At 74.8% G+C, this 13,523-nt stretch carries 9 protein-coding genes; 2 read left to right on the forward strand and 7 right to left on the reverse strand.

Going from position 1 to position 13,523, the window contains the following annotated elements; all coding sequences use genetic code 11:
* Positions 1 to 34: 34 nt before the first annotated feature.
* Both IE219_RS05160 and IE219_RS05165 read right to left on the reverse strand, forming a co-directional pair.
* Positions 35 to 601 carry an AAA family ATPase gene (locus tag IE219_RS05160; RefSeq protein ID WP_189975308.1) on the reverse strand — a complete coding sequence of 189 codons (567 nt, stop codon included), beginning with the start codon at positions 599 to 601 and terminating at the stop codon, positions 35 to 37.
* Complete coding sequence (locus tag IE219_RS05165) at positions 598 to 1,620, reverse strand: EamA family transporter (RefSeq protein ID WP_189975309.1); 1,023 nt, start codon at positions 1,618 to 1,620, stop codon at positions 598 to 600. The genes IE219_RS05160 and IE219_RS05165 overlap by 4 nt, the downstream gene beginning before the upstream one ends.
* A 136-nt stretch (positions 1,621 to 1,756) precedes the next feature.
* Here IE219_RS05165 and IE219_RS05170 point away from each other — a divergent pair, with 136 nt between their 5' ends.
* Together IE219_RS05170 and IE219_RS05175 are read left to right on the forward strand one after the other, a co-directional pair.
* Complete coding sequence (locus IE219_RS05170) at positions 1,757 to 2,668, forward strand: LysR family transcriptional regulator (protein WP_189975310.1); 912 nt, start codon at positions 1,757 to 1,759, stop codon at positions 2,666 to 2,668.
* A gap of 220 nt (positions 2,669 to 2,888) precedes the next feature.
* Entirely contained in the window at positions 2,889 to 4,730 is a 1,842-nt protein-coding gene (locus tag IE219_RS05175) for a glycoside hydrolase family 3 protein (protein ID WP_189975311.1), read from the forward strand.
* Positions 4,731 to 4,779: 49 nt separating this feature from the next.
* Here the strand turns inward: IE219_RS05175 and IE219_RS05180 are convergent, their stop codons facing one another.
* The 5 genes from IE219_RS05180 to speB all read right to left on the reverse strand — a co-directional run bounded on the left by IE219_RS05180 (position 4,780) and on the right by speB (position 13,487).
* Positions 4,780 to 6,222, reverse strand: a complete 1,443-nt coding sequence (locus IE219_RS05180) for a S28 family serine protease (protein ID WP_189975312.1) — start codon at positions 6,220 to 6,222, stop codon at positions 4,780 to 4,782.
* Positions 6,223 to 6,400: 178 nt separating this feature from the next.
* Positions 6,401 to 6,832, reverse strand: a complete 432-nt coding sequence (locus IE219_RS05185; protein ID WP_229849592.1) for a hypothetical protein — start codon at positions 6,830 to 6,832, stop codon at positions 6,401 to 6,403.
* 111 nt (positions 6,833 to 6,943) lie between these two features.
* Positions 6,944 to 10,678, reverse strand: a complete 3,735-nt coding sequence (locus IE219_RS05190) for an ABC transporter ATP-binding protein (protein WP_189975313.1) — start codon at positions 10,676 to 10,678, stop codon at positions 6,944 to 6,946.
* A 138-nt stretch (positions 10,679 to 10,816) separates the two neighbouring features.
* Positions 10,817 to 12,448: a thiamine pyrophosphate-binding protein gene (locus IE219_RS05195; RefSeq protein ID WP_189975314.1), complete on the reverse strand. Its 1,632-nt coding sequence runs from the start codon at positions 12,446 to 12,448 to the stop codon at positions 10,817 to 10,819.
* 73 nt (positions 12,449 to 12,521) lie between these two features.
* Complete coding sequence (gene speB, locus IE219_RS05200) at positions 12,522 to 13,487, reverse strand: agmatinase (protein ID WP_189975315.1); 966 nt, start codon at positions 13,485 to 13,487, stop codon at positions 12,522 to 12,524.
* Positions 13,488 to 13,523 lie beyond the last annotated feature (36 nt).

Raw genomic sequence — 13,523 nt, forward strand, 5'->3', positions numbered from 1 at the left:
GGCAAGGCAGGGCAAGGGGCCGTACGGCCGGGGGTCAGCCCGCCGCCGGCTCCAGTCCCGTCGCCGCCAGGACCGCGTCGACCGTCTCGGCCACCGTCTGGTCGGCGTTGTCGATCCAGACGGCCTCGTCCGCGAGTTCGGCGCGCATGGCCTCGTCGAGGAAGGTCCAGTCGGTGGTGAGCCGCTTGTCGCGGGCGTTGTTGCGCTCCCACGCCTTCTTCGGGCCGGGCGCCAGGACCACCACGTGGAGCGGGACGGCCGTCACCGACCGGCGGTAGAAGTCCAGGTGGGAGCGGCGGACCACGACGTCGTCCAGGACGGGCACGAACCCGGCGGCGGCGAAGCTGTCCGCCAGCAGTCCGGCGTTGCGGGCGCGCAGCAGGATCTGCCGGTCCGCCTCCGGGTCGCCGTCCGGCGTGGGCCAGTGGCCGCCGGAGACGATCAGCTCCTGGAGGTGGTCCACCTCGATGTGCGCGGCGCGCGCGAAGCGGGCGGCGAGGGCGGCAGAGACGGTCGACTTGCCGCTGCCGGGGATGCCGGCGAGGAGCAGGGCGCCGGGGGCGGGCCCGGAGGCGTCGACGGTCACGTTCTCGAAGGTCATGCGGGCCTTTCCTCACCGGTGGGACCCATGGACGATACGGGGACGGGCGCCTCCCGCACCAGGGATTTCGGGCCCTTCGCCACCGGGTCCCCGGGGGTCCGCCGTACGGGCTCCTCCGGGTCCTCCCGTACGGGCTCCGCTTCCGCCGGTTCCGGCGCCGGGCGCTTCCGGGGGGACAGGGAGGCCAGGGACACGCCGCCGACCAGGAGCGCCGCCGCCACCCACCGCAGCGGGCCGACCTCCTCGCCGAGGAAGAGCGCGGCCGAGGACATGCCGAAGACGGGGACGAGGAGGGAGAAGGGGGCGACGGAGGAGGCCGGGTGGCGGCGGAGCAGCCAGCCCCAGGCGCCGAAGCCGAAGACGGTGGTGATCCAGGCGACGTAGACGATCACGCCGACGCCGGTCCAGTCGAGGTTCCGCAGCGCGGCCAGGTCCCGCTCCGGGCCCTCCAGGAGGAGCGAGAGGGCGAGCAGCGGGAGGACGGGGACGGTGCTGACCCAGACCATCCAGTTGAGCGGGTCGGGCGGGGCGGCCTTGCGGGTGAGGACGTTGGAGACGCCCCAGCAGGCGGCGGCCGCGATGACCAGGACGAAGCCGGTGACCGGGCCGGAGGTGCCCTCGTCGACGGCGGCGACGCCGATGCCCGCGAGGGCGACCCCCATCCCGGCGAGGGCGGTCCGGCCGGGCCGCTCGCCGAGCGCGGCGAAGGCGAAGAGGGCGGTGAAGACGGCCTGGACCTGGAGGACGAGCGAGGAGAGGCCGGCCGGCGCGCCGAGGTCCATGCCGGTGAAGAGGAGGCCGAACTTGGCCACGCCCAGGGCGAGTCCGACGGCCACGATCCACTTCCAGGCGACCTTGGGGCGGCCGACGAGGAAGACCGCGGGCAGGGCGGCGACGAGGAAGCGGAGGGCGGAGAAGAGGAGCGGGGGGAAGTGGTCGAGACCGATCTCGATGACGACGAAGTTGACCCCCCAGACCGCGGCGACGAGCGCGGCGAGGGCGATGTGTGCGGGGCGCATGCGAGGAGCATGACCGCCCGGGACCGTGTAGCACCAGCACGTTTTCCTTCATGGTTGGATGTAGCGACGCTTCATCCTTAGTTTCATCCACGGCTTCATCCACGGTTTCATCCACGACGGCCTCCCGGGGGTTCCCGTGCTCGATCTCGGACGTCTGCGCGCCCTGCACGCCGTCTCCGTCCACGGCAGCGTGGGCGCCGCCGCGACGGCCCTCGGCTACACCCCCTCGGCGGTCTCCCAGCAGATCGCGAAGCTGGAGCGGGAGACCCGCACGACCCTGCTCGAACGGAGCGGGCGGGGCGTCCGGCTCACCGACGACGCCCGCCAACTGGCCTCCACCGCGCGCCAGTTGCTCTCCCTCGTGGAGGAGGCGGAGGTACGGCTCGAAGAGCGGCGCGGACTGCCCTCGGGGCTGCTCTCGATCGGCTGCTTCCCGAGCGCCGCGCGCGGGCTGATGCCCCGGGCCCTCGCCGAGCTGGCCCGCCGCCATCCGGGGCTGGACGCCCGGCTGACCGAGGTGGACCCGCACCTGTCGGTGGACCTGGTGGCGCGCGGGGTGCTCGACCTGGCGGTGGCGCACGACTGGGACATCGCGCCGCTGCCCGCGCCGCCGGGGGTGGAGCAGGCGGTGATCGGCGACGACGGCTGCGACATCCTGGTGCACCGGGACCATCCGCTCGCGGCGCGGCGCTCGGTGCGGCGCGAGGAGCTGGCGGAGGAACGGTGGATCTCGCAGCCGCCGGGGACGGTGTGCCACGACTGGCTGGCGCGGACCCTGCGGGCGACCGGCTTCGAGCCGCTGATCGTCCATCAGGCGGAGGAGAACCACACGCAGGTGGCGCTGGTGGCGGCGGGGCTCGGCATCGCGCTCGCCCCCCGGCTCGGGCGCGGCGCGCTGCCGCCGGAGGTGGCGCCGCTGCGGCTCGACCCGGCGCCGACGCGGCGGCTGCACGCCGTGTGGCGCGCGGGCGCGGCCCGCCGCCCGGCGATCCGCGAGACGGTCCGCACCCTCCAGGAGCTGTGGCCGTCGATCGCGACGGAGAGCTGACCCCCGCCGAGGGGACGGCGACGCGCGCCTGACGGCGGGCGGCGACCCAGGGGCGGGAGCGGCCGGGGGCCGGGAGCGGGACGACCGGGGCGGACAGGTGTTCCGCTCCCGGCGATTCGTGCGGAAATCCTTGACCTGGCAGTTACTTTCAGGCTATCCGTGCACCTTGGCAGTTTCCTTCACCCACTGCTTCACCCACGCACGGCCGGAAGGAGCACCAGTGCACCACCGCGCCCCCACGTCCGCTTCCCCCTCCCGCCGCACCCTGCTCGCCGTCACCGCCGCCGCCGCGGCCGCCGCCGTCACCGGGGCCGTCGCCCCCGCCTCGGCCGCCCCCGCCGACCGCGCCCGCACCGAGGAGCGGCTGCGCCGGATCATCGGCCGGATGACGCTGGAGGAGAAGGTCGGCCAGCTCTTCGTGACGCGGGTGTACGGCCACTCGGCCACCGCGCCCGACCAGGCCGACATCGACGCCAACCTCCGGGAGCTCGGCGTCCGGACCGCCGCCGAACTGGTCGAGCGGTACCGCGTCGGCGGGGTCATCTACTTCGCCTGGGCCCACAACACCCGCTCCCCGCACCAGATCGCGGAGCTCTCCCGGGGCATCCAGGAGGCCGCGCTCGCCTCCCGTACGCCCGTCCCCGTCCTGATCTCCACCGACCAGGAGCACGGCATCGTCTGCCGGGTCGGCGCCCCCGCCACCCTGCTGCCGGGCGCGATGGCGCTCGGCGCCGGCGGCTCCCCCGGCGACGCCCGCCGGGCGGCGGCCGTCGCGGGCGCCGAACTGGCCGCGCTCGGCATCCGGCAGAACTACGCCCCGGTCGCCGACGTCAACGTCGACCCGGCCAACCCGGTCATCGGCGTCCGCTCCTTCGGCGCCGTCCCGGACGCCGTGTCCCGGCTGGTCACCGCCCAGATCAAGGGCTACCAGGGCGCCGGGGTGGCGGCCACCGCCAAGCACTTCCCCGGCCACGGCGACACCGCCGTGGACAGCCACTACGGCCTGCCGGTCATCACCCACAGCCGCGCCCGGTGGGAGGAGCTGGACGCCCCGCCGTTCCGGGCCGCGATCGCCGCCGGCATCGACGCGATCATGACCGCGCACCTGGTGGTCCCGGCGCTCGACCCCTCCGAGGACCCGGCGACGCTCTCCCACCCGATCCTCACCGGCGTGCTGCGCGAGGAGCTCGGCTACGACGGGGTGGTGGTGACCGACGCCCTCGACATGCAGGGCGTGCGCACCAAGTACGGCGACGCGCGGGTGCCGGTGCTGGCGCTGAAGGCGGGCGTGGACCAGCTCCTCAACCCGCCGAAGCTGGACGTGGCCTGGAACGCCGTCCTGGCGGCGGTCCGCTCCGGGGAGCTGACCGAGGAGCGGATCGACACCTCGGTGCTGCGGATCCTGCGGCTCAAGGAGCGGCGCGGGCTGTTCGCCGCGCCCTGCGCGGACCCGGCGGAGGTGGACCGGACCGTCGGCACCCCCCGGCACCTGGCGGAGGCCGACCGGATCGCCGAGCGGACCACCACCCTGCTGGTCAACGAGGGCGGCTTCCTGCCGCTGCGGCCGGCCGCGCACGGCCGGATCCTGGTCGTCGGCGCCGACCCCGCCTCCCCGTCCGGGACGACCGGCCCGCCGACCACCGTCCTCGGCCGCGCCCTGCGCGAGCTCGGCTTCACCCCGACCGTGCTCTCCACCGGCATCACGCCGACCGCCGCCCTGATCGACGCGGCGGTGGCCGCCGCCGGGGGCCAGGACGCGATCCTGGTGGGGACGTACAACATCGGGGCGACGAGTCCGCAGCGGACGCTGGTGGCGCGGCTGGTGGCGACCGGGGTGCCGGTGGTGACGCTCGCGATCCGCAATCCGTACGACGTGGCCCGCACCACCGGCCAGCGGGCCGCGCTCGCCGCGTACTCGTGGACGGACGTCGAACTCCGGGCCGCCGTAAGGGTGCTGGCGGGCCGGGCCGCGCCGCGCGGCCGGCTCCCGGTGCCGGTCCCGAGCGCCGACGACCCGGCGGTGACGCTGTACCCGGTCGGGTACGGGCTCTCGTACGCCTGACGGGCGGGGGTGCGGCTCCGCTCCGGGCGGAGCCACACCCCCCCGCGCGTCACGGGCGCAGGCCGTGCTCCCGGGTGACGTCCTCGGCGACCGGCTTGTCGAGGCGGGCGTCGAAGCGGGCCAGCGGCTTCGCCTCGGCGACGGCGGGGGCCTCGACCCCGGCCCAGGCGAGGATGCGGGCGGTGGCCTTCTCCCGCTCGGCGTCGACGAGCCCGGCGACGCTGGCGCCGTGGTTGCCGCCCGGCGCGTAGAAGACGTAGCTGTCGCGGGAGCCCTTGCCCAGGCGGAACGGCTCGGCGCCCCACGGGTCGTTCTCGCCGTAGACGAACAGCATCTGGTGCGCGTTGCGGCGGACCCAGTTGTCGACGTCGCGCATCACCTGCGGCTTGAACTTCATCGGGATCTCGCGGGGCACGAAGCTGCTGGCCGGCTGGTAGCCGTAGCGGCTGAGGCCGCGCAGGTGCGGCTGCTTGATGGAGGGCGAGCCCAGCTCGGTCGCCGCCTGGTAGTAGTACGGCGTGTAGTACTCCAGGCCCTGGTCGGTGTAGGCGGACCAGCCCGCGTAGGCGTCGATCGTCTGATAGATCTCGTCGTCGGTGGCGGTGCGCGCCTCCGGGATGGTGTCGCAGACGTCCTCGCCGTAGTACTGCCAGAAGCCCCAGACGAAGTCGAGGACGGTGGCCTCCCACGCCTTGTCGACGGAGCCGACCGTGTTGAAGGTCGAGCCCTCGGCAGCGGCCTGCTCCTTGTACTTCTTCTGGAGCGGGGCGCGGCGGACCAGGGCCTCGCGCTGGAGGGAGTTGAGGCGGTCGCGGCACGCCTTGGTGCCGACGGTCTCGAAGAACCGGTCGTAGGCCGAGTCCTCCTTGTTGACCACGTCGTTGGGGGCGACGTAGGCGACGACGCCGTCCATGTCCTTCGGGTAGAAGCGCTCGTAGTAGGTGGCGGTCATGCCGCCCTTGGAGCCGCCGGTGGAGAGCCAGTTCTGGCCGTAGACCTTCTTCAGCGCGGTGTAGACGCGGTGCTGGTCGCTGGCGGCCTGCCAGATGTCGAGCTTGGACCAGTCGGCCGGCTGCGGGCGGGACGGCGTGAAGAAGCGGTACTCCAGGGAGATCTGGTTGCCGTCGACGATCCGGGTCGGCTCGGCGCGGCTGGGCGTGGTGCTCAGGCCGTAGCCGCTGGTCCGGAAGACGGTGGGACGGTCGGTGCCCTTGTGGAGGACCGAGATCCGCTGCTGGAAGGTGCCGGCCCAGGGGCGCCGGTGGTCGATCGGCTGCTCGTAGTTGAGGACGAGGAAGCGGTAGCCGGCGTACGGCTTCTCCTCGATCAGGCTCATCCCCGGGATCGCCAGCAGGCGGTCCTTGATGTCGGTGCTCTGCGTGTCCGCGACCGTGCCGCGGGACTCCGTGTCGGCGGCGGTGGCCACCCCGGCGGAGCCCACGGTGCCTATCAGCACCGAGATCGACAGCATCAGCGTCAGCGACTTGCGCAACTCAGCCTCCCCTTTGTTCACGACGGTGCCGCGAACCTAGCGGGGACGGCATACGGACCGCCAGACCCTTCCGCCACTTACCTATGGTTCAGCACAGGATCCAGCCGTTCGGTTCAGCGCCCCGGCTGAGCACACCGGTTGAGCACACCGGCTCGGCGTCCCGGCTCGGCGTCCCGGTTCAGCACAGGGTCCAGCCGGTGGCGGCCGAACGGCCGGCGGCGGTCGCGGAGGCGCGGACGCAGCGGTTGAGGGCGTGCACGGTCACGGGGCCGGCCTGCCGTCCCGAACGGACCGTCACCACGGCGGCCCGGCCGCCGCGCGGTTGCAGGGAGACCGTCAGCTTCCCGGGCGGCGCGGTCCGTCTGCCGACGACGAGCGCGCAGGCGTACTGCCGGGTCCGGTAGAGCCGCAGCTCCCCGGTGGCGAAGGCGACGGTCCTGGCGGGCCGGCCCTGGCAGACGGAGGCCGCCTCGGCGCTGCTCCCGCCGGGCCCGGCGAGGGCCAGCAGCCCGGCGAGGAAGGCGAGGACCAGCGCGTGCACCAGCGGGCGGGCGGGCGCGCGCGTGCCGCCCGCCGCCCCCGGACGGCGGACCCCGGTCTCCTCGGACATGCCCCGTACCCCCTCCGCGTCTCCCCCGCGTCGTACATGTTTACGACGCCTCCGGCGTCCGTACGGTTGCCGGGGTGAGGTGCGTCACGCGCGGGGCGCGGGCGGCCGGGCTCAGAGGGCGGCGGGCTCCGCCTCCCCGACGAAGGTGCGCCACAGGGCCGCGTACCGGCCGTTCCCGGCGAGGAGTTCGTCGTGGCGGCCGTCCTCGACGACCCGGCCGTGGTCCATGACGACCACCCGGTCCGCGCGGGCCGCCGTGGTCAGCCGGTGCGCCACGATCAGCGTCGTACGGCGCCCGGACAGCCGCTCGGTGGCCGCGTTGACCTGCGCCTCCGTGGCCAGGTCGAGGGCGGCGGTGGCCTCGTCGAGCAGGAGCACGTCCGGATCGACCAGCTCGGCGCGGGCCAGCGCGATCAGCTGCCGCTGGCCCGCCGAGAGGTTCCGGCCGCGCTCGGCGACCTCGTGGAGGTAGCCGCCGTCCAGGGTGGCGATCATGTCGTGGGCGCCGGAGGCGCGGGCCGCCGCCTCCACCTCCGCGTCGGTGGCGCCCGGCCGGCCGTACGCGATGGCGTCCCGGACCGTCCCCGCGAAGAGGTACGCCTCCTGGGGGACGACGCCGAGCCGGTGCCGGTACGAGGTGAGGTCGAGGTCCCGCAGGTCCTCGCCGTCCGCGGTGACCCGGCCCGCGGTCGGGTCGTAGAACCGGGCGACCAGCTTCACCAGGGTCGACTTGCCCGCGCCGGTCTCGCCGACGAAGGCGACCGTCTGCCCGGCCGGGATCCGCAGGTCGATCCCGGTGAGCGCGGCCTCTCCGGCGCCGTCGCCGTCGGAGCCGTACCCGAAGGAGACGTCCTCGAAGGCGATCTCGCCGCGCAGTGACAGCACCTCGCGCGGCTCGGCGGCCGGGGCCGTCGACGCCGGCTCCCGGAGCAGCTCCCGCATCCGGCCCAGTGACACGGAAGCCTGCTGGTAGCCGTCGAAGACCTGGGAGAGCTGCTGCACCGGCGCGAAGAACAGGTCGATGTAGAGCAGGTAGGCGACCAGCGCGCCGGTGGTGAGGGTGCCCGCCTCGATCCGGTTCGCGCCGACGATCATGACGGCCGCGGCGGCGGCCGAGGAGAGCAGCGTGACGAACGGGAAGTAGACGGAGATCAGCCACTGGCCGCGCACCCGGGCGTCCCGGTAGGACGCGCCGCGCGCCGCGAAGCGCTCGGCGCCCGCCCGCTCCCGGCCGAACGCCTGCACGATCCGCAGGCCGGCCACGGACTCCTGGAGGTCGGCGTTGACCACGCTGATCCGCTCCCGCGCCAGCTCGTACGCCTTCACGCTGGACCGGCGGAAGAAGTACGTGGCCACCGCGAGGACCGGCAGGGTCGCGAAGACCACCAGGGCCAGCTGGAGGTCGAGCACCACCAGCGCCACCATGATCCCGAAGAAGGTCACCACCGACACGAAGGCGGTCACCAGACCCGTCTGGAGGAACGTCGACAGGGCGTCCACGTCCGTCGTCATCCGGGTCATGATCCGGCCGGTCAGCTCCCGCTCGTAGTAGTCCAGGCCGAGCCGCTGGAGCTGCGCGAAGATCTTCAGGCGGAGCGCGTACAGCACCCGCTCGCCGGTCCGGCCCGTCATCCGGGTCTCGGCGCCCTGCGCCGCCCACTGCACCAGCACCGTCACCAGGGCCAGCGCGGACGCCGCCCACACCGCGCCGATCGCCAGCCGGTTCACGCCCTCGTCGATGCCGTGCCGGATCAGCACCGGCAGCAGCAGTCCGGCGCCCGCGTCCAGCGCCACCAGGCCCAGGCTGATCAGCAGCGGCAGGCCGAAGCCGCGCAGCATCCGGCGCAGCCCGTAGTCCCGCTCCGGGGCGACCGCCCGCGCCTCGTCCACCACCGGCACGTCGGCGGCGGGCGGCAGCGCGGCGACCGCCGCCAGCAGCTCCGGCGTGGCGCCGGGGGCCTTCGCCGCCCGGGCCGCGGCCTCCTCCCGCGCCCACAGGGCCGGGGTGATGCCCCGCTCGGCGTCGAACTCGGCGTCCAGCTCGGCGCGCAGCGCGTCGTCCTCGCCCTCCGCCGCGCCGGCCGCCGGGAGGTGGCCGGGCGAGACGCCGCCCAGCTCGTCCGGGTCGGTCAGCAGCCGCCGGTAGAGCGCCGAGCGCTCCTCCAGCTCCTCGTGGGTGCCGATGTCCGCGAGCCGGCCGCCGTCCAGGACCGCGATCCGGTCCGCCAGCCCCAGCGTGGAGCGGCGGTGGGCGATCAGCAGCGTCGTCCGCCCGGCCATGACGGCCTTCAGGGCCTCGTGGATCTCGTGCTCCACCTTGGCGTCCACCGCCGAGGTCGCGTCGTCGAGGACCAGCAGGCGCGGGTCGGTGAGGATCGCGCGGGCCAGCGCGATCCGCTGCCGCTGGCCGCCGGAGAGCGTCAGGCCGTGCTCGCCGACCTTGGTGGCGTACCCCTCGGGCAGCTCCGCCACGAACCGGTCCGCGCGGGCCGCGCGGGCGGCGGCCGCCACCTGCTCGTCGGTCGCGTCGGGGACCCCGTACGCGATGTTCGCGCGGACCGTGTCCGAGAAGAGGAAGGAGTCCTCGGGGACCATGCCGATCGCGGCCCGCAGCGACTCCAGGGTCAGCTCGCGGACGTCGTGCCCGCCGACCAGGACGGCGCCCCGGTCGGCGTCGTAGAAGCGGGGCAGCAGCAGCGACACGGTCGACTTGCCGGAGCCGGAGGCGCCGACCAGGGCGACGGTCTCGCCCTCCCGCAGCTCCAGCGAGAACCCGTCGAGGACCGGCCGGTCGCCGTAGCCGAAGGTCACGCCGTCGAACTCAACGGTGGCGGGCGCGTCGGCCGGCAGCTCCTTCGTGCCGTCCGCGATGACCGGCTCGGTGTCGATCAGCTCCACGACCCGCTCCACGCCCGCGCGGGCCTGCTGGCCGACGGTCAGCACCATGGCGAGCATCCGGACCGGGCCGACCAGGGAGGCCAGGTAGGAGGAGAAGGCGACGAAGGTGCCCAGGGTGATCTCGCCCTTGTACGCCAGCCAGCCGCCGAGCGCCAGGACGGCGACCTGCCCGAGGGCGGGGACCGCCTGGAGGGCCGGGGTGTAGCGGGCGTTCAGCCGGACGGTCCGCAGCCGGGCCGCGAACAGCCGCCGCCCCGCCTCCCGGATCTTCCCGGTCTCCTGCTCCTCCTGCCCGAAGCCCTTCACCACCCGGACCCCGGTCACCGCCCCGTCGACGACCCCGGCGACCGCCGCGGCCTCCTGCTGGGCGGCCCAGGTCGCCGGGTGCAGCCGGGTGCGGCTCCGCTTGGCGATCCACCACAGGGCGGGCGCGACGGCGAGCGCCACCAGGGTCAGCGGGAGCGACAGCCAGGCCATCACGCCCAGCGAGATCCCGAACAGCAGCACGTTCCCGATGGTCATCGGGAGCATGAACAGCAGGCCCTGGATCAGCTGGAGGTCGCTGGTGGCCCGGCCCACGACCTGCCCGGTCGACAGCTCGTCCTGGCGCCGCCCGTCCAGCCGCAGGATCGTCCCGTACATGTCGTCGCGCAGGTCCCGCTGCACGTCGAGCGCGAGCCGCCCGCCGTAGTAGCGCCGCACGTAGGTGAGGACGTACACCAGCACGGCCGCGCCGCCGAGGAAGCCGGTCCACACGGCCAGCGACCGCGTCCCCGCCCCGATCACGTCGTCGATGATCACCTTGGTGATGAGCGGCACCAGCGCCAGCAGCGCCATCCCGCCCAGCGACGACCCGAGCGCGAGCACGACGTCCGTCCGGTACCGCCAGGCGTACGACCACAGCCGCCGCGCCCACCCCTGTTCCCGCCGCTGCCCCACCACCGCCACGTGGCCGCCTCCCGTCCCGTCCTGGTCTACCGGAAGGCTGCAACATGCCCGACGTGCGATTTCATCCCGCCGCAACAAAGACCGGACGGAAGTCCTAGGACCCGCCCGCCTCCGGAGGCGGCCCGGCGGGCGGGGCCGTCAGAGGTGCGTCGGGTCGCACGTCCTCAGGAGGGCCGGGAGGACGACCACCGAGGGGCCGGGGGCGGCGAGGGCCTCGGTGAGGTCGGCGGTCAGGGTCTCGGGGGCGGTGCGGACGGCGGGAACGCCGAAGGAGCCGGCGAGGGCGACGAGGTCGGGGCGGACCGGTGCGGCGCCGGCGGTCCCGCCGTGGGCGTCCGTCGGGGAGGAGCTCCGGTCGCCGCCGTCGACGATCAGCCAGGTGACGTCGAGGCCGTGCTGCCGCGCGGTGGCGAGTTCCGCGAGCGTGTACAGGGCGCCGCCGTCGTCGGAGACCGCGAGGACCGGGACGGTGGGGTCGGCGACGGCCGCGCCGAGGGCGGCGGGGAGGGCGTAGCCGGGGCCTTTGGCGCCCTGCGCGGAGTGCATGGTGTTGGGGTGCCGGGCGTCGAAGGCGGACCACGCCCGGCGGGTGAGGGCCGTCATGTCCCAGAAGCCGGGGGCCCGGGAGGGGAGCGCCGCGCGGACGGCGTCCAGGAGCCGCCGCTCCAGGTCCGGGCCCTGGGCGTCCGGGCGGGCCCGGTCGAGGACGGTGCGGACCCGCTCGGGGGCGGTGGGGTCGGTGCGCTCCCTCACGGTCTCCAGGAGGGCCTGGAGCGCGAGCCGGGCGTCGGCGTGGATGCCGAGCGCCGGGTGGTGGGCCTCCAGTTTCGCCGCGTCCGCCTCGATCTGGACGATCCGGCCGCGCGGGGCGAAGGCGCGGTGGTCCGAGGAGAGCGCGCCGAGGCCGGAGCCGACGACGAGGAGGACGTCGGCGTCCTCCAGGAGGTCGAGGGTGTGCCGGTCCTCCAGCCGGGACCGGAGGGAGAGCGGGTGCTTCCACGGGAAGGCGCCCTTGCCGCCGAAGGTGGTGACGACGGGCGCGTCGAGCTTCTCGGCGAGCGCGCGGAGCTTGCCGGCCGCGTCGGAGCGGACGACCCCGCCGCCGGCGATGATCGCGGGGCGCTCGGCCGTCGACAGGAGGTGCGCGGCGACGGCGGTCAGCTCGGGGCGCGGGACGACGTCCTCGGGGGTGGCGTCCATCGCGGTGACGACCGGGAGGGCGGTCTCCGCGAGGAGCACGTCCCGCGGGATCTCGACCCGGACGGGGCCGTGCGGGACGGTGAGCGCCGACTCCCAGGCCGCGGCGAGCGCGGACGGGATCTGGGAGTGCGTGCGGGCCGTGTGGACGGACTTCACGACGTCCCGGAAGCGCGGCTCGTGAGAACAGCCGTGCGGGCCGCCGCCGGGCCCGACGGCGAGGACGGGCGCGGAGGCGGCGGCGGCCTCCTGGAGCGCGGGGAGCGCCAGCAGGGCGCCGGGGCCGGCGGGGAGGAACAGGGGCGCGGCCTCGCCGGTGATCCGGCCGTAGGCGTCGGCGGCGTAGCCCGCGCCGGTCTCGGTGCGCAGGCCGACGTGGCGCAGGGGGGAGCGGCGCAGCGCGTCGGAGAGGCCGGGGACGTGCTGTCCGGAGAGGCCGAAGACGGTGGTGGCGCCGAGGCCGCTCAGCGTCTCGATCACGAGGTCGCCGCCGGTGCGGCCGGCCGGCGGGTGGAGCGCCGCCTCGGTCTGCGCGGCCGTCGGGCGCGGGACCGGGTCGTGGTCGTGAGTCATGTCGGGTCCCCTGGCGTCGTGGTCGGTCGTGCACCGGGGTGCCCGGCCCGGCCGGGCCGGGCACCCCGGTGCATTATCGGCCGGCCGCGATCTGCCGGCTCATGATGGTGGTCAGCTCGTACGCCGTGTGGGAGGCGGCGACGGCGGTGATCTCGGCGTGGTCGTAGGCGGGGGCGACCTCGACGACGTCGGCGGAGACCAGGTTGCAGGAGGAGAGGCCGCGCAGGATCTCCAGGAGTTCGCGGGAGGTCATGCCGCCGGCCTCGGGGGTGCCGGTGCCGGGGGCGTGGGCCGGGTCGAGGCAGTCGATGTCGATGGAGATGTAGAGCGGGCGGTTCCCGATGCGCTGGCGGAGCTGGTCGGCGACCTCGTCGGCGCCGCGCCGGTAGACGTCGGCGGAGGTGACGATGCCGAAGCCCATCTTCTCGTCGTCGGTGAGGTCCTGCTTGCCGTAGAGCGGGCCGCGGATGCCGACGTGGGAGAGGGCCTCGGTGTCGAGGATGCCCTCCTCGACGGCGCGGCGGAACGGGGTGCCGTGGGTGTACTCGGCGCCGAAGTAGGTGTCCCAGGTGTCGAGGTGGGCGTCGAAGTGGAGCAGGGCGACGGGGCCGTGCTTCTTGGCGACCGAGCGGAGCAGCGGCAGGGCGATGGTGTGGTCGCCGCCGAGGGTCATCAGGCGGGCGCCGGTGGCGAGGAGGTCGTCGGCGGCGGCCTCGACGGTCTCGACGGCCTCGTTGATGTTGAAGGGGTTGGCGGCGATGTCGCCGGCGTCCGCGACCTGGGCGAGGGCGAAGGGGGAGGCGTCCTGGGCCGGGTTGTAGGGGCGCAGGAGGCGGGAGGCCTCGCGGATGGCGTTGCCGCCGAAGCGGGCGCCGGGGCGGTAGGAGACGCCGCTGTCGAAGGGGACGCCGACCACGGCGACGTCGGCGGCGCCGACCTCGTCGAGCCGCGGCAGCCGGGCGAACGTCGCGGGGCCGGCGTACCGCGGGACGCGGGACGAGTCGACGGGGCCGCGCGGGGTGTTCTGGTCGCTGCTCATGGGCGGTGCCTCCTGGGCTGTCGTCGGGGTGCGGCT

Origin of the sequence: Streptomyces termitum, assembly GCF_014650175.1 — a bacterium.
In the GTDB taxonomy this organism is placed as follows: domain Bacteria; phylum Actinomycetota; class Actinomycetes; order Streptomycetales; family Streptomycetaceae; genus Streptomyces; species Streptomyces termitum.

Excerpts from the sequence above, each read along its gene's own strand:
- IE219_RS05195 (WP_189975314.1), bottom strand. The coding sequence starts at position 12,448 with ATGACTCACGACCACGACCCGGTCCCGCGCCCGACGGCCGCGCAGACC.
- IE219_RS05165 (WP_189975309.1), bottom strand. The coding sequence starts at position 1,620 with ATGCGCCCCGCACACATCGCCCTCGCCGCGCTCGTCGCCGCGGTCTGG.
- IE219_RS05185 (WP_229849592.1), bottom strand. The coding sequence starts at position 6,832 with ATGTCCGAGGAGACCGGGGTCCGCCGTCCGGGGGCGGCGGGCGGCACG.
- speB (WP_189975315.1), bottom strand. The coding sequence starts at position 13,487 with ATGAGCAGCGACCAGAACACCCCGCGCGGCCCCGTCGACTCGTCCCGC.
- IE219_RS05160 (WP_189975308.1), bottom strand. The coding sequence starts at position 601 with ATGACCTTCGAGAACGTGACCGTCGACGCCTCCGGGCCCGCCCCCGGC.